The sequence below is a fragment of the Pseudomonas sp. GV085 genome (genome assembly GCF_003050925.1).
GTDB lineage: Bacteria > Pseudomonadota > Gammaproteobacteria > Pseudomonadales > Pseudomonadaceae > Aquipseudomonas.
The window spans coordinates 152,508-168,887 of the sequence record NZ_QAOV01000008.1; the positions used below are offsets into that span (position 1 = coordinate 152,508).

General features: G+C 61.0%; 13 protein-coding genes and 1 pseudogene. 5 read left to right on the forward strand and 9 right to left on the reverse strand.

Going from position 1 to position 16,380, the window contains the following annotated elements; translation table 11 throughout:
* Positions 1-12: 12 nt before the first annotated feature.
* Complete coding sequence (locus C8K63_RS18230) at positions 13-1,359, reverse strand: hypothetical protein (protein WP_108217968.1); 1,347 nt, start codon at positions 1,357-1,359, stop codon at positions 13-15.
* Between the two features lie 280 nt (positions 1,360-1,639).
* On the opposite strand from C8K63_RS18230, the gene C8K63_RS18235 reads away from it, so the two are divergent.
* The 4 genes from C8K63_RS18235 (at position 1,640) to C8K63_RS18250 (ending at position 7,594) form a co-directional block, all read left to right on the forward strand.
* Complete coding sequence (locus C8K63_RS18235; RefSeq protein WP_108217969.1) at positions 1,640-3,085, forward strand: sensor histidine kinase; 1,446 nt, start codon at positions 1,640-1,642, stop codon at positions 3,083-3,085.
* A gap of 386 nt (positions 3,086-3,471) precedes the next feature.
* Positions 3,472-4,575, forward strand: a complete 1,104-nt coding sequence (locus tag C8K63_RS18240) for an SCO family protein (protein WP_108217970.1) — start codon at positions 3,472-3,474, stop codon at positions 4,573-4,575.
* A gap of 102 nt (positions 4,576-4,677) precedes the next feature.
* The gene (locus tag C8K63_RS18245) at positions 4,678-6,171 is read left to right on the forward strand and encodes a HAMP domain-containing sensor histidine kinase (protein ID WP_108217971.1); all 1,494 of its coding nucleotides are present in this window, start codon (positions 4,678-4,680) and stop codon (positions 6,169-6,171) included.
* On the forward strand, positions 6,140-7,594 hold the full coding sequence (locus tag C8K63_RS18250) for a sigma-54 dependent transcriptional regulator (RefSeq protein ID WP_108217972.1): 1,455 nt from the start codon (positions 6,140-6,142) through the stop codon (positions 7,592-7,594). The genes C8K63_RS18245 and C8K63_RS18250 overlap by 32 nt, the downstream gene beginning before the upstream one ends.
* Before the next feature lie 9 nt (positions 7,595-7,603).
* Here C8K63_RS18250 and C8K63_RS18255 read toward each other — a convergent pair whose 3' ends face one another.
* Positions 7,604-7,981, reverse strand: coding sequence for a hypothetical protein (locus C8K63_RS18255; RefSeq protein ID WP_108217973.1), 378 nt, complete (start codon positions 7,979-7,981; stop codon positions 7,604-7,606).
* A gap of 171 nt (positions 7,982-8,152) precedes the next feature.
* Here C8K63_RS18255 and C8K63_RS18260 point away from each other — a divergent pair, with 171 nt between their 5' ends.
* Positions 8,153-8,959 carry a class I SAM-dependent methyltransferase gene (locus C8K63_RS18260; protein ID WP_108217974.1) on the forward strand — a complete coding sequence of 269 codons (807 nt, stop codon included), beginning with the start codon at positions 8,153-8,155 and terminating at the stop codon, positions 8,957-8,959.
* A 158-nt stretch (positions 8,960-9,117) separates the two neighbouring features.
* Here the strand turns inward: C8K63_RS18260 and C8K63_RS18265 are convergent.
* From C8K63_RS18265 to C8K63_RS18295, 7 genes and pseudogenes are all read right to left on the reverse strand, one after another.
* Positions 9,118-9,255, reverse strand: a pseudogene (locus C8K63_RS18265) (transcriptional regulator); the annotation flags it as partial.
* Between the two features lie 152 nt (positions 9,256-9,407).
* Entirely contained in the window at positions 9,408-10,202 is a 795-nt protein-coding gene (locus C8K63_RS18270; protein ID WP_108217976.1) for a ChbG/HpnK family deacetylase, read from the reverse strand.
* Positions 10,174-11,385: a GNAT family N-acetyltransferase gene (locus C8K63_RS18275; RefSeq protein WP_108217977.1), complete on the reverse strand. Its 1,212-nt coding sequence runs from the start codon at positions 11,383-11,385 to the stop codon at positions 10,174-10,176. Before C8K63_RS18275 ends, C8K63_RS18270 begins: the two co-directional genes overlap by 29 nt.
* Positions 11,386-11,389: 4 nt before the next feature.
* Positions 11,390-12,076: an N-acetyltransferase gene (locus C8K63_RS18280; protein ID WP_108217978.1), complete on the reverse strand. Its 687-nt coding sequence runs from the start codon at positions 12,074-12,076 to the stop codon at positions 11,390-11,392.
* An 82-nt stretch (positions 12,077-12,158) separates the two neighbouring features.
* Positions 12,159-14,078 (reverse strand): hypothetical protein, encoded by a 1,920-nt coding sequence (locus C8K63_RS18285; protein ID WP_108217979.1) that lies wholly within the window; start codon positions 14,076-14,078, stop codon positions 12,159-12,161.
* Positions 14,075-15,379 carry a lipopolysaccharide biosynthesis protein gene (locus C8K63_RS18290; RefSeq protein WP_108217980.1) on the reverse strand — a complete coding sequence of 435 codons (1,305 nt, stop codon included), beginning with the start codon at positions 15,377-15,379 and terminating at the stop codon, positions 14,075-14,077. The genes C8K63_RS18285 and C8K63_RS18290 overlap by 4 nt, the downstream gene beginning before the upstream one ends.
* Positions 15,376-16,377 carry a polysaccharide deacetylase family protein gene (locus tag C8K63_RS18295; RefSeq protein ID WP_108218121.1) on the reverse strand — a complete coding sequence of 334 codons (1,002 nt, stop codon included), beginning with the start codon at positions 16,375-16,377 and terminating at the stop codon, positions 15,376-15,378. Before C8K63_RS18295 ends, C8K63_RS18290 begins: the two co-directional genes overlap by 4 nt.
* Between the last annotated feature and the right edge of the window lie 3 nt (positions 16,378-16,380).

Genomic DNA, 16,380 nt, shown 5'->3' on the forward strand with positions numbered 1-16,380 from the left:
GCATGTGAGCGTTCATTGCACGATGACCACTTCTTCGGTATCGCTGCCGCCATTGGATGACGTCACGCGAACCTGGGCTGGCGGTATCGGCGAGATGCCGGTGGCCAGGCTTTTCACGGCGCCGTCGCCACTCAGGGCGCCGATGGCGATACCGGTGCCGGAGGTGGCGGTGAGCACCGGTGGCGATGTTTCATCGCTGGTCGAGGCCACGATGGTGATTTGCCCGGTGCTCAGGCTGTATTCGGCACGTGAGATCGTCACCAGGTCGGTCAGCGGCATGAGCAAGGTGGTCGGCGTGCTGCTGGCGATGGCCAGGTGGTTGTCGGCGGTCACCTGCAAGGTGCCTGGCAGCGTCGGATTGTTCGGCGACTGCGCATACCAGTGGCCGGTGGTGTTCGCTTCGGTGAAGTTCAGGACCGGGTTGTTGCTGGCCAGGGTCACGGTGGCCGGTGGCGGCGGGGCCATCACGAACACATCTTGCTGGGCCACCGGGGCGCTGGCGCCGGCCTGTCGCGAGTAGGTGCTGCGCTCGGCGATCACCGGGGTTGGCCGGACCACCGTCGACAACTTGCCGGATACGGCGAAGAGGTTGGTGCGCAAGTCCAGGCCATTGGGGCCTTCAATGCGCACGTAGTTGGTGTTGAACGGGCTGCCGGTGACGGCTTCGGTGAGGTTCGGATCGCCGACGAATTGTTCGGTCTGGCCAGTGGTCGGGTTGGTCTCGGTGTAGGGGCCGTTGACGCTGCGCAGGAACGGCCCGACGTCGCCCTTGAGCGCGCCGTCATAGGTTTTCGGCGCACCGATACCGATGTCCCGGGTCATGTTGATCGCCCGTCGGCCGGGGGTGTCGACGTTGAACACTTCGACGCCGTAAGGGTGGGTGATGACATAAGTACCGGCGACGGGTACGTCGATGCGAATACGGATACGGGCGAAGCTGATCTGGTCGCCCTCCAGCGGATCACCGCCACTGAAGGCGGCTTCAAGCGCCGAGACATAGGTCAGGTCAATGCCCCGGGCGGCATCGACGATGGTGGTTTCGCCGGTGGCCCAGAACGCTTCGTCGGGGAAGTTGGTCGGGAAGACCAACGGTTGGGTGTCGTCGAAAATGCCGGGATTAGGGATCAACGAGCACATGTAAGTCGGGGCGCCCGGCGTGCTGGCAACCCTGGAACTGACAGCCTTGGATAAACACAGGTCAAGGGTTCGGCCGTGGGTGTCCTGATACCAGGCGGCGAAATTGCCGTTGGCTGGCAGGTAGGGGCCGGGGTCTACGGCAAACAGCGCTGCCTGGGCAATACCTTGGGCTAGAGCGGTCACGACCAGGGCGGTCGCGGTTTTGCACAGTAAAGGGTGCATGAGTATTCCCTCTATCGAAGTACCTGCCCCTTGGGGACGGGTCAGTTGGCAGGGAGTTTGGCAACTTCCATACCAATCAGCGAAAACGCCCGTGAGACGCCCGCAGTAAAGGTGTTGGCGCCGTCACGGGTGATAGACCGGGAAGTTCGGGAGCGGGCAGCTGTCCCCAACTTTGGGGGTGGATGGGACAGTGGGGCGGGGGGGTATCGCAGTCCCCAGGTTCGGGCAAACGGCCATGAGTGGGCTATAAACCTATAGGGGGTTTCCGGGAACCGTGTCCATGAACTCGATGACCAAAGTGCTTGTGACCGAAAGCGAAGCCCGTTGGAACACGCGCAAGCGGCCGTTCGATCTGCTGCGCTGGTTTTCGCTGGTCAGCATGGTGGTGATCGGCATGGTGGCGGTGGCGCTGGGGGCGGTGACCTCGCGGTTCGTGATTACCGAAAGCGTGCAGCGCGATGCGCTATTGACCTCGCAATTCATTCAGTCGATTGCCTTGACCGAGTTGCGCCATGTGTCGATTCCCAACTCCCCGAGCATGGGTGAGTTGCTCGACCCACGAAATGACAAGGACTTTCCTGACGTCGACCCGCTGTCACGTGCCGATTTCCGTGATGATTTCATCGACCATGTCGAACATTTACCGGACGTGATCCTGGCCAGCATCTATGCCCCCGACCGCAGGGTGATCTGGTCGACCAACCCGGCCTTGATGGGTATCACGATTTATGGCGATGAAGACCTCGACCGGGCGTTCAGCTCCAGGCTTCCCGTGTCGAGCAGTTACCACGATGTGGACAAATCCCGCATGGAACAGAAGTTCCTGGAACCACCCAAATTCATCTTCATCGAAAACTACGTTCCCTTGTTCGACGCCGATGGTCGCAACGTCACGGCGATGGTCGAGATTTACAAGGAACCGCAGGACCTGATCAACCGCATGCAGCGCGGCCTGGTGCTGATCTGGCTGGCGACCGCCCTGGGCGGCGGTCTGATTTACCTGGGCCTGTACTGGATTGTGCGGCAGGCGGCGATCCTGCTGGCGACGCAGCAGAAGCAATTGATCACCAACGAAACCTTTGTGGCGCTGGGGGAAGTGTCCTCGGCGGTCGCCCACAGTCTGCGCAATCCGTTGGCGAATATCCGTTCAAGCGCCGAGCTGGCGATAGAGGTCGACAGCGGTCCGGCACACGGGAACATCAACGACATCATTTGTCAGGTCGATCGCATGTCGAAATGGGTACGGGAGTTGCTCCAGTCTCTGCGACCGCTCACTGACGAGGCTGAACCGGTGAACCTGGTGGCGGCCCTGCATGACAGCCTGATGGCTTACGAACAGCAGATCAGCAAGGCCAGGATCAACGTGGTGTTCGAGCCGGACCAGACGCCCATGGTCCTGAGTCAGGAGGTGCAACTGACCCAGATCCTCAACAGCCTGCTGTCCAACGCGGTGGATGCCATGGACGGCGGCGGTACGCTGACCATCCAGATCGAACCGCGCGATACCCAGCGCGTCAGCGTGAAGGTGAGCGATACCGGCAAAGGCATGAGCGAGGAGCAGCGCAGATTGGCCTTCCGGCCATTCTTTACCACCAAGCAGGGCGGGCTGGGCGTCGGGCTGGTGCTGGTCAAGCGGATCATGGAGCGATTCGGCGGTGCGGTGACCCTGGACAGCCGTGAAGGCGAGGGCACCACTGTCCGTCTGACATTTAAATTGGCCTCCTGAAAATGGGGATGAGCCGTCCCCCGTTAGTGGGGATTCAATCCCCGGTCATTTTCACGGTCATGGCACATGAGTTTTGATAAGTAATTGTTTTGTCTAGTGTTAATGCTTTTGTATAAAAAAATCACATAATTGGCGAGGTCCTTGCAAAACCACCATCACCCCCCTTCACGACATCGAGGCGGCTGGTGATGGAAAAAAAGCGCAGTGCAACGAAGATTCTTTCGATTTGCCTGATGGAGCCAAAGGCTCACGCAACACCACGTGGATGGAAAACACTCTGCCGTCTTGCCGTGCAGGCCAGTTTCAATCCCCCCACCAACCTTCCTCACTGGCGACGGCTTCGGCCCTGAAGTGACCGTCAAGCAATGAACCGGGAGGGTGTCGACATGAACATGAAAATGCGTTCACCACGCTCACGAGCCCCGGGCATGCACCTGGTGTTGATGGTGGTGGCCGGTTTGCTGGCCAGTCAGTTGCTGGTCGCCAGCCAGCCGACGTCGACGCCCGCACCTGCTCCTGTATCTACTGCCGAACCCGCTGTCGTTGAAGACAACACCCCGTGGGGTGGCGACTATTTCCCCAACACCCTGCTGACCGACCAGGACGGTCAACAGATGCGTTTTTTCGATGACATGATCAAAGGCAAGGTGGTGGTGATCAACTTCATCTTCACCTCGTGCAGCGACTCCTGCCCCCTGGAAACCGCGCGCCTGCGCCAGGTGCAGAAACTGCTGGGGGATCGGGTCGGCAAGGACATCTTCTTCTATTCCATCAGCATCGACCCCTTGAGTGATACGCCCGAGGTGCTAAAGGCCTATGCACAACGCTTCCAGGTCGGGCCGGGCTGGAAATTCCTCACCGGGGAGTTCGCCGATATCACGGACCTGCGCAAGAAACTGGGGCTATTCATCGAAGGCGTCGATAACGGGCGCAACAAGGACCACAACCTGAGCCTGATCATCGGCAACCAGGCAACGGGCCGCTGGATGAAATCCTCGCCGTTCGAAAATCCGTGGATTCTGGCCGATCAACTGGCCAATACCCTGCATAACTGGAAACAGCCCAGTGTGGAAGAAAGCTACGTCAACGCACCGCAAATCCGCCCGCCGAGCAATGGCGAAGAGCTGTTTCGCACCCGCTGCGCGTCTTGCCACAGCCTCGGTCCGCTGGACGGGCAGGGCATCGGCATGCACAGCATCGGCCCGGACCTGATCGGCGTGACCCGACAGCGCGATCCGGCCTGGCTCAATCGCTGGATCCGCGAACCGGATCGCATGCTCGCGGAAAAGGACCCGATTGCGATGGAGCTGTTCGATCGCTACAACAAGATCCCGATGCCCAACTTGCGGCTGGATGAGCATTCCGTCCACTCCATCATCGATTTCCTGCAAGAAGAAACCGACCGTCAGCATCCGCCAGAGGTCAGTGGTAATGAGGAACCTGAGCATCATCATTCGGTCGCGCAACCCGACATGACCCAGGTGCAATAGCGTTGAAATAGTTACGCGGGCCAGCCAATTGCTATCAATGTTACCTACACTGACTCGATACCCGGCTGGAAAGGCTCGATTTCAAAGACTCAGGACACAGCCATGCAGATACTGGAACAACAAAAAGTAGCTGCGCCACAGGCCCCGGCAGTACCGCGCAAGGGCTGGCGGCCGCAGTTCAACTTGCTGCGCTGGTTCTCCCTGGCAAGCTTTTTCATCATCGCCGTGGTGGCACTGGGGCTGGGTTACATCTCCACGCGCTTTGTGGTCGATGAAAGCATCGAGCGCGATTCGATGCTGACGGCGCAGTTCATTCAAGCCATTGGCGAGGCCGAAACCCGTCATGCCAGGATTTCGCCGGACAGAACCATCGGCGAAATGCTCGACCCGCGTCTGGACCATGCCGATTCCGACATCAACCCCGAAGCCCGGGCCGCCGCGCGCTTTGAGTTTCTCGACCATGTGGAGCATCTGCCGGACATTCTGCTGGCGACGGTGTACGCCCAGGACCGCACCGTGGTCTGGTCGACGAACTCCGAGTTGATTGGCATACGCATCGAAGACGACGAGGAGCTGGATAAATCCTTCGAAATGAAATCGCCGGTGTCCACCAACTACCACGAGATCGATGAGGAGCGCCCCGAGCAGCGCCTGCTGCGCGAACCGCAATACCTGTTCGTCGAGAACTACATTCCGATGTTCAACGCCGACAGAAGCAAAGTGATTGCCATGGTGGAGATCTACAAGGAACCGGTGGACCTGGTGGAGCGCATCCAGCGTGGCTTCAAGGCGATCTGGCTGGCCACCCTGATCGGCGGGGCGGTCATTTACCTGGGGCTGTTCTGGATCGTGCGGCGTGCGGCGACTCAGCTGCAGAACCAGCAGAACCAGCTGATCGCCAACGAAACCTTTGTCGCCTTGGGGGAAATGTCCTCGGCGGTCGCCCACAGCCTGCGCAATCCACTGGCGAACATCCGTTCCAGCGCCGAACTGGCCCAGGAAATCGCCAACCAGACCGCACAGAAAAACATTGGCGACATCATCAATCAGGTCGACCGCATGTCGCGCTGGGTCCGTGAATTGCTGGTGTCGTTGCGGCCGATGAATGACGACTGTGAAACGGTCGACCTGGTGCTGGCCCTCGATGACACCTTGAGTGCCTTCGAGTCCCTGATCAAACGTTCGAACGTCGAAGTGCGTTTCTCGCCTGTCAGCGTGCCACAGGTCGTCAGCCAACAGGTGTTGCTCACGCAGATACTCAATAGCCTTTTTGCCAACGCACTGGAAGCCATGCCCAAGGGGGGCGTATTGACGATCGAGATCGATTCTTCTGCACCCGGCGACTTGAGAATGACCCTGACCGACACCGGCAAGGGCATATCCAAACAACAGCAACAAATGGTCTTCAAGCCGTTTTTCACCACCAAGCAAGGCGGTTTGGGCGTGGGTCTGGCCCTGGTCAAGAGAATAATGGAGCGATTTGACGGCTCGGTCGAACTGACAAGTCGGGAACAGGAAGGAACCCGTGTTTGTCTCAATTTCAAAGTGGCAACGGGAGGAGCATATGGAGCACAGCATTCTGCTGGTCGAGGATGACGAAATTCTCGCCGAGAATATTCAGAACTATCTGGAGCGCAAGGGCTTCGAGGTGACCGTTTGCCACTCGGCCGAAGATGCACTGGAGCAATTGGGCTCCTTCGCTCCTGACGTGGTACTGACCGACAACTCGTTGCCGGGCATGAGTGGTCACGACCTGATCCAGAAGCTGCGCGTCAGCGCGCCGGATCTGAAAGTGATCATGATGACCGGCTACGGCAACGTCGAAGACGCCGTGGCGGCGATGAAAGAGGGCGCCTTTCACTACGTCACCAAACCGGTGGCCCTGCCGGAGCTCAAGCAGCTGCTGGACAAGGCCCTGGCTACCGACCGCATGGAGCGCACGCTGTCGTTTTACCAGGAGCGCGAAGCCCAGAAGTCGGGGTTGCAGGCGCTGATTGGCGAGTCGGCACCGATGATGTACCTCAAGAGCACCATCAGCCAGTTGCTCGACGCCGAACGGCGGATGGCCAACAGCGATCTGCCGCCGGTCCTGGTGGAAGGCGAGACCGGCACCGGCAAGGAACTGGTGGCCCGAGCCTTGCACTTCGACGGCTCGCGCGCCAAAGGCCCGTTCATTGAATTCAACTGCGCTTCGATCCCGTCCAATCTGGTGGAATCGGAACTGTTCGGCCACGAGAAGGGCGCCTTCACCGACGCCAAGGAGCGTCGCATGGGGCTGGTGGAAGCGGCCGATGGCGGCACGCTGTTCCTCGATGAAATCGGTGAAATGGATCTGCTGTTGCAAGCCAAGCTGCTGAAACTGCTGGAAGACCGGACCATTCGCCGGGTCGGCTCGGTGAAGGAGCGCAAGGTCGATCTACGGGTGATCAGCGCCACCAACTGTAATCTCGAGCAAATGGTCCAGCAAGGCAAATTCCGCCGCGACCTGTTTTTCCGCCTGCGCATCATTTCGATCAAGGTGCCGCGCCTGTATGCCCGTGGCAACGATATCCTGCTGCTGGCCCGGCACTTCCTGGGGCTGCATGGCAAACGCTACGGCAAGCCGAACCTGCATTTCAGCAATCAGGCTGAAGATTTGCTGCTCAACTACAGCTGGCCGGGCAACGTGCGGGAATTGCGCAACATGCTGGAGCAAACCGTGTTGCTGGCGCAAAGCGACACCATCGCCGCCCATCAGTTGAACGTCTGCCTGAGCCTGGTGGATGATCCACCGATGTTTCATCCCGAGCCGCAACATTTCAGCGAGCCACGTCCGACCAACGGTAACGGTAACGGTAACGGTAACGGTAGCGAATCCATGAACCTGCCGGAAGTGGAGCGTGACATGGTGCGCAAGATGCTCGACAAGACCGACTGGAACGTCACCAAATCGGCACGCCTGCTGGGTCTTAGCCGGGACATGTTGCGCTACCGGATAGAAAAGCTCGGCCTCGCCCGCCCGGACAAACGCCAGTGCTAGGGGGCGTTCTCACTGTAGCACCGGGCCCTGCCTCATGCAGGACAGCACGCAACCGGAGTCCTGGACTTCCTGGTTCACGTAGACGCCATGCTCCGGATCGTAGGTGCGGACGAACACGCGAACCGTGGCGTCGGCCACCGTCGGCAGGCGCGAGTCGTAAAACACATGCTCGCCTGAAACCGGAGTGAATTCCGCGGGCGCGGTCGGGATGTACGAACCCGGCGGCACGGTGCTCATGGACGGTGGTACGGGGTGGGCGAAGGGTTGGTCGGCGCCGTAGTAGTTGAATTCACTGCTGTAGTTGGTGGTGGGCATATCGTCGGCGTGGGCGACAGCGGTCGCGCTCAGGCAGACGGCGAGCAACAGCGTCAGATTGGTTTTGTTCATGGCAACACCTGCGCAATCGGTTTAATCACATGTCCCCAAGGTCATTAACTATAGCTGCCGCCGTGGGCAGCCGTTGGCGTGGTGCGGATTACAAGTTCGCAACACCTGCCAGGATGAGGTTGAACTAGACTCCGGCCGGTCAAATCGACGACCCGAACCCTGGAGCGTGCAATGGAACTGCCGACAAAAGAACAAGCCATCGCCAGCAACCGCGAGGCCTGGAATGACTCCGCCCGTCACCACAAAGACTCAAGCGAATGGCAAGCCTTGCTGAAGAACGTGGCCCATGCGGATTTCTCTTGCCTGGATGACACCTTGACCACCTTGCTGACCCAGACAGGTGTCGACGGCAAGGAGGTGGTGCAACTGGGCTGCAACAACGGCCGCGAAAGTCTGTCGCTGTTTGCCCTGGGCGCGCGCAGCGTGGTGGGCGTCGACCAGTCTGAAGCATTTCTCGAACAGGCACGGGAGCTGGCGTCCCGCTCGCCCCATGCGCCGCAATTCATCGAAGCGGACATTCACTACTTGCCTGCGCAACTGCAGGAGCGCTTTGACCTGGCGCTGATCACCATCGGCGTCCTGAACTGGATGCCGGACATCGGCGAATTCTTCCGCCATGTGGCGTGCACGCTGAAGCCGGGTGGGGCGCTGGTGGTGTACGAAACCCACCCGTTCCTGGAAATGTTCGACCCCGAGGCAATCGATCCTTTTCGCCTGGCCAGCTCATACTTCCGTCGCGAACCGTTCGTGCAGCACGAACCGATCGTCTACGAAGGCAAGGTCGAACAGCCGTCGGCGGCGTCCTACTGGTTCGTCCACACCCTGGGTGACCTCTTCAGCGCCGCCATTGCGGCAGGGCTGCAGATCCGTCACTTCAAGGAGTACCCGCACTCCAATCGCGAAGAACTCTATGACCGCTATCAGCAGCAGGAGGCGCAGTTGCCGTTGTGTTTTACGTGGGTGGTGGTGAAGGGCTGAGTGATGTGTAGCTCGGACTGACGCTATCGCGAGCAGGCTCGCTCCCACATTGATGATGTCATACACAAATCCTGTGTACGACAAAGATTCAGTGTGGGAGCGAGCCTGCTCGCGATGGCGGCGACGCGGTTTCAGGTGGACCCGGTTAGAACTGTATAGGCCTCGGTTATGTAGTCGATAGCTCGAATAATCTCTTCGACATCTCCGTATTCCATTACCTGGGAGAAGTACTCAGTGATGGCCTCGTTGCTATCGAGTATTGCTGCCATGTCGAAGTCTTTTAATTTCTCTTTCATTGGCTCTGACTCCCGAATCCAGTTCGAAAGTACTCGCAGATGCTGGTCCAGGGCGAGTCAGGCTGCTCCTTACTTATGTACGCTTTTTCCTAGAAGTATGTGAGACGTTTAACCTCATCGCGAGCAGGCTCGCTCCACAAGCGCGGGGTGAGCTATTCCAGAACCGCCCGCGCACGGTGAGGCGCAGCATCGCCCGCAGCGGTATAGGCCACCCTCGGCACACCCGGCAAGCGCTGTTCCAGCAGTGCACTCAAGGACTCTCCCGGCTCCAGGTAGGCATCGCCGAAGTCGGCGCCGAGCTGGTTCGGGTGGGCGACGATTTCCAGCAGTCCATCGGCTGGCGGCTCGGCGTTGCGCAGATCCACCGGGGTGCACACGTAGTCGGCGGTGGCGCCGGCCAGGTTGCTCAGGCGACGGTTGAGCAGGTCCTTGAACACGCGCTTGGGCAAGCTGAGGTTTTGCCCCAGGTTGCGCGCCAGACGCACCGGCACCCCCTGGCGGGCGGCGAAGCGCGCGACGATCTCGCCGATCGGCCAGATGTTGTGCACGTGCTGATGGGAGTCCAGGTGGCTGGGGCGCAGGCCGTTGTCCAGGCAGCGCTGCCACTGGGCTTCGAGTTCTTCCAGTACGGCGTGGCGGTCCCGGCGCCCGAGCCAGAGACGGGTGCGGGACAGGTTGAGATCGAACACACCGGCACCGTCGCAAAACGTCGGGCGTTGCACAATGCTCTGGCTCAATGGACGGCCGTAGGTCAGGTTGAAGTGCAGGCCGATGCGGCCTTCGAGCAACGGATGCCGGGCCATGGCACAGGCCGCTTCGAACGCCGGCATGTTGGCCATGGCGGTGGCGGAGCTGATGAGCCCGGCCTGGAACGCGCCCAGGATCACCGCGTTTTCACAGGCACTGAGGCCGAAATCGTCAGCGTTGACTATCACTTGCCGAGGCATGTTTACCCTCCTTGAGGTTTTCCGTAGGCGCAGGCGTTTTGACGACCGGTGTTGCGCCGGGTGTAGGGGTGGCGACTGCGGCCGCCGCGCGCCGGGCGCGCCATTGCTGCAATCGGGGTTTGAAGCGTTGCCAGACCCGCAAGGCCAGCCCCAGCACCAGACCGCCTGGACGCCAGGAGTAAAAACTCCAGCGCCAGTGTTCCAGTTGCCCGGTCATGCGTTCGTGCAATTGATGGCTGGAATTATCCAGGCTGACCCGTGACGCATCGATCCACTGCCAGTTGTCTTCCAGGCCCCAGCGAATCCACTCTTCGAGCAGCACCCGGCCGCTGCCCAGGTCGGCATATTGCGGCAGGAACGCCAGGTTGTAGTCGTACAGTCGGCCCTGTTCCAGCAAGCCGAGGCGATAGCTGATGCAGCGCCCCTCCAGCTCCAGCACCACCACGCGCACCAGGCCCCGGGCCGCGAGGGCGGTAAAGGCGCGGTCCATCCACTGGCGATGGCGTGCATCGGAAAAGATCCCGACCCCTTCATCGCCTTTCCAGCTCACCGCTTCGACTTCACTGATGTCCTGCAACAGCGGCCCCATGGTCAGGGCGTCGGGGGTAATCCGCCGCACCTGGGCCCCGCACGCGGCGATGCGTTTGCGTGCGCGGCGCAGTTTGTAGCGCGGGTCGCCGGAGACTTCCTGATGGTCGGCCTCGCTGATCAGGTGCACCGGCACCCGACAACTGAGGCGTTGTTCGGCGGTCGAACTCAGTGCCTGCCACGGTGCCAGGGCCTGCGCCGTGGAGCCGGCCAGTTCGTTGAGTTGCAGCACGGCATGGGGCAGGTGTTGACGGATCTGCATCAACGCATTGCGCATAGCGTCGTCGTCCAGCCTCGTCAGCAGCGCGAGGCGGTCGGCGAGGGGATAGCCCAAATGATGCAGGACCCGAAACGGCAAACGCGCAAAGCGTTCCACGGACGCCACCAGCGGCAGGCACAGCGCCAGTTCGTCACCCTGCCAGCCGAGCAGCACATGCAATTGCTCGCCGGGCTTGAGTGCCAGTTCCGACGCGTATAGCCAGGCCAGTTTGTTGAACGGCGTGTGGTCCGTTACGCGCTGGCGCAACGCTTCGTAAGCCGCTATCGGAAAGTCGTCGGTGCACAGCGAAGCGCGCCATTCGAATCGTGCAGACATAAGGTCAGCTCGCCTCGGCGGGAACGGGAGAGGGTGCCGGTTTGCGCAAGGCATCCAGGCGTGAACCGCTGTAGCGGGTTTCGCGGAAGAAGCGCCAGCCGAACAGGTGGTAGATGTTCATGATCCTTCCTTGCTCGTGATACCCCATGCGGATGTGCAGCTTGAGCGCGGGAATGTTATGGGACTCGCAGATATCCACCACTTTGTTGCAGCCCTGATCAGCCATGGCTTTCCACAGGTTCAGCTGGAAATCTACCGACAGCGTGGTGCCCCGGTAGGCAGGGATCTGCTCGAGAGCGAACTCGAAAAACTCGCCTGGCTGCACCGGGAACATGCAGCCGTAGTAATGACGGTCGAAATAATCGCGAGTGCTGCCCCAGATAAAGGCCACGGCATCGCCGTTTTCATCCAGGTACATATGCCCGGTGTACCCATCGGACGCCAACTCGGCCATGGTGCCCACGCGATCGCCGAAGTGTTTGGCGAACGCCACGGCGTTTTGTGGGGTGATGGTTTCCAGTCGCAGCGGTGTATAGGGCCGAAGGTTGTGTGGCGGTACCGGGCTCACCAGATCGCGCTCCATCCACAACAGTTCTTCGTGGAAAAATACGTAGTGTTTCCACAACTTGCCGACGGTGGCGCGCAGGCCTTTTTGTTTGATGTGATCGCTGAGTTTTTTCAGAACATTCATGTTTTTGACTCCTGACGGTGTTGGCCGTGAGTGGAGTGAGTCAATGCGCGGCGAATCGTCCACGGGCAAAAATAAATGACGTTCATGAGGCGCTCCAGCTGAGGGCAAACAGGGTTTCTCCCGGTAAATCGAAGCTGATGCGACCCTCCAGGCATTTGAAAGATGCGTCGCGGCTGCGGTTGTCGGCGCCGAAATAGCGCAATGATCCCAGGGGCAATGGACATTCCGTGCCGGCCAGGCTCACACGCTGCAAGCGTGAGCCTTTGTTGACGCCCAGCAGGCTGCGTTGGTGCCCGGCAGACATGGCCAGCACGTCAACCTCGAAGGCGTCGTTCTCCAGGCGCATGACATCGCGTAGCCAATGCTGGCGGATGAATTGCTGCGCCAGGCCTACGGGCTTGAGCTCGTATTCATCCTTGCCGAGCACGCGCAACATGCCCTTGGGATACTCAGGTTCGTCGGCGGCCTGGAACCAGCCGAGCATGTCGAGCAAGCCGTCCTGGGAAGCATTGATGATGACCGAGGCCCACCATAACGAGGCGTAGTGGGTTTCCTGATCGTAAGGGCTGAGGCTGGCCCCGCTGGACATGTTGGTCTGGTCCAGCAACAAGGCTTTGCGCGGTCGTCCCTGGGCGTCGAGCCCCACCAGCTCTGCCGCTTTGCGTACGCTATCGCGGTAGACACGGGTCGCCAGCAGGTCGCGGACCATCCATTCGTGCCATGCCAGTGCATCGATCTTGTCGCCGGACTCGGCCAGCAAGCGTCGGGCCCAGTCGATGCCGCGCTTGTCGGCGGCATTGTCGACGAGCGGGCCATTGACGAACCGGGAGCTGGCCGGCATGGCGATGCGTACGCCGGCTTTGGCGTTGTCTGGATTACTGCGCACTTGCCAGGCCATGCTCTTGAAGATGCGCTGGTAGGTGGCGTAGTCCGGGTAGTTGAGGTTCGGTTCGTCGGCAAAGCCGATGTAGTGCGTGCCCTTGCCGCCAAGTGCGCGCGTGGCGGCGAGCCAGGCATCGAGGCCGGCGTTGCTGGTGGTATCGGCGCGCAGGTCGGCCTTGCGCTGACGGCCGGCCAGCAGGGTGATGTCCTGAGTGATGCCCAAGCGATCCTGATACAACCGGCGGAACACGTCTTCGTAATGCGGCCGCGTCGCCATGATGTCGACCAGGCTGTAATAGGATCCGGCCTGTGGTTGCAGGGCATCGAGCACGGCGAAACTGGAATCCGGCGGTCGCGCATAGGGCAGGGCGATACCCAGGTTCGGGGTCTTGCCGAGCACGTCGTTGTGCAGCGTCAGTCGGGTCTGGCCTTCGTCTTCGCGCAAGGGTTTGAGCTGTTGCGGGTTCTGGGCGAACAGGTTGGCCGTGCCGTCGAGCCAGAATGCGACCTTGCCGCTGCCGCGCAGGTGCAGGCGCCAGACTTGATCGGTGGTTGCAACGGGCAACTCGACTTTGTCGAACTGCCAATAGGCGGGGTAAGGCTCCAGAGACAGTGAAAGCTGTTGGCCGTCACTCACGCGCTGCGCTTGCAACGCGCCGACGCCGCCGTGGAATTTACCGGCCAGCACCGCGTGCTCACCGGCCGCGACCTTGAAATACAACTCGTCACCGTCCTGGGATTCGGCGCTGAAATGCACCTTGGCCGGGGCGAACAGTGCGACGGTGTGGTCGTCGTGCTCAACCGTATAACGGCGGAAGCTGTAGCCAGGAATTTCCAGTCGATAACTGGCGGCGCCCGGCGCCAGGTCCCAGCGTTGACTACCGCTGGGCTCATTGGCGGCTATCAGTCGTTCGCTCTGGAGTTTGCCCTGGCCGTCGAGCAAGTAGAGGTGTTCTTCGTTGGCTTGCGCCTGCCACACCGGGGCCCAGAGCACGGTCAGGGTGTCGGGGCGGTCCGTTTGCAGGTACAGGCTGCCGTCGCGGATATCGGCCCAACGCATGGTTGCGGCTTCGGCGTTCAGCCCGAGGCCAAGACTCACCAGCAATAACAGGTGCTTCATGCCGATTTCCGTTGCAGCATCAGCAACATCGGCGCGATGTCGCCGGGCAGGACGATGAGCGTTTGCCAGACCGGCACGTGGCTCAACCGGCAATACACCACCAGCAGCGCCAGGGTCACGGCCAGGTACGCGATAGAGGATGCGGCTGCTGCGCCGACGATGCCGTAGGTCGGGATCAGCAGCACATTGAGCGCCAGGTTGAGCAGGGCGCTGAGGCCCATCAACAACGAAATCGTGCCGGGCCGGTTTTTGCCCAGCAGGTCCAGGCGCAGAATGCTCATGTAGCACAGACCGAACAGGCCTGGCAGCAGCGCCAGCAACGCAGGGTAGGCAGGCTGATAGGCCTCGCCAAACAGCGTCACGATCAACCATTCACCGACCACGGCCATGCTCAGGCAAGCGCCGAGCATCACCGTAGCGGTCAGGCGCAAGGCCAGTGGCGTGATTTTTTCGATGCCTTCTTCCTGTTGCAGCAGGCGCTTCATCAGCGGCGTGGTCACCGCTTCCGGAACGATCAGCAGCAACTCGGCGGCCGCGCTGGCCATGGCGTAATGACCCAGCGCCGTGGTGCCGAGCAGGGCGCCGATGAACAGGTAGTCGGAGCGCAGAATCACTTGCTGGAACAGCAGGTCCGGATGGCTGCGGGCGCTGTAGCGCAGCAGTTCGTTTTGACTGGCGCGGTCCCATTGCAGGCTCAGCGGATGCCCGCGCTTGAGCCAGACCCACCCGGCCAGCACCACCAGGCTGATCCCCGCCAGCCAACTGATCAGCGCCGCTTCCAGGGCCGCGCTTTTCCACATCCAGAACAGGGCAAGGAATACCAGCAGCGGCGCCAGCGACTCGATCAGGCGCAAGGCATTGAAGGCGACCACCCCGCCCGAGGCGTTGTGCAAAGTCAGCAAGCCGCTTTTGAGCACGGTCAGCGGCACCGCCAGCAGCAAGAGCCAGGCGAGCAGGCCCAATTGCGTGGTGATGTCCAGTTCACTGCCGAACTCGCGGGTCAGCGCCACCACCAGCAAGGTCAGCAATGCCGCCAGCAGACAACCGAACAGCAGCACCTGGCTGAGCAGCAAGCCCATCGGTCGTTGCTTGGCCGCCTGATAGCCCACCGCTGAATTCAAGCCGCCGCTGGTGGCGGCGCTGATCAGGTCGGGCAGGGTGTTGAGCAAGGCAAACAAGCCGCGTTCGCTGGGGCCGAGAATCCGCGCCAGCAATATGTTACGCAGCAAGCGCAGGGCGATCATCGCCAGCTTGGTGCCCATGCTCAGGGCCAGGTGCCTGAGGTAGTTGCTGCGGCTCATGGACGTGCCCCACGGTAGATGCGCCAGGACAGCAACCCGGGATCGCGCGCGGTACGCTGGCTCACGCCGAAGCGTGGCAGGGCCAGAGGATCTTCGGTCCCTCGATAAATGCCGGTGCCGGTACCCAGGGCAAACGGGAAGTCATGCCTGGCCACCTGTTGGCGCACCCGCGCATCGTTGTCGCCATTGGGGTAGCAGTAAACCGGCAATGGCCGGTTGCAGCCGTGGAGCAGCGCGTCGCGACTGCGGCTCAGTTCTTCGTCCAGGCGTTGATCGTCGAGGCCGGTGAGGATGGCGTGGCTGGCACCGTGGGGGCCGAAGCGCACCAGGCCGGACGCTTCCAGGTGGCGCACTTGCTGCCAGTCCAGCGCCTGGGGCAACGACTCCTGGGGGCAGGCGTCGGTCAGGCGATTGAGGTCCAGCGGCGACAGGGTTTTCAGACTCTGCAAAAAATTCAGCAGCGCGAGGCTGCGGCGTTGTTCATCCGGGTTTTCGCACAGTACCGGCAACGGACGCCCAAGTTGCTGCAGGCATTCGATCAGATGCCGGCGTGCCGGTTCGCCATGGCTGTTCCACAGGGTTTCGCCGATGCTTTCCCACCAGAACCGTTGGCGGCTGCCGATGAAGTCGGTGGACAGAAAGATGCTCGCCGGCACCTGGTGTTTTTGCAGCAACGGGAAGGCATTCAGCGCGTTGTCGCGCCAGCCGTCGTCGAAGGTCAGCGCTACTTTCGGCCGCTCCGAGCGCGGCGTGCCGGGTTGCAGAATGTCCATCAGCGGCACACAGTCGAAGTGTTTTTTCAACCACACCAGCAAGTGTTCAAAGGCCTTTGGCCCGACGCACAGTTCATTGCGATGGGGCAGTTCGGCGGCCTGGTCGCTGGCCAGCACCCGGTGCAGCATCAGGATCACACCGGCGCCGTGCAGTTGATTGCGCCCGACCGGGGAGTTCAGGTACAGCCAGCCACTGGTGCGTTTTAACAGTTGTTTGATCGCCACGGC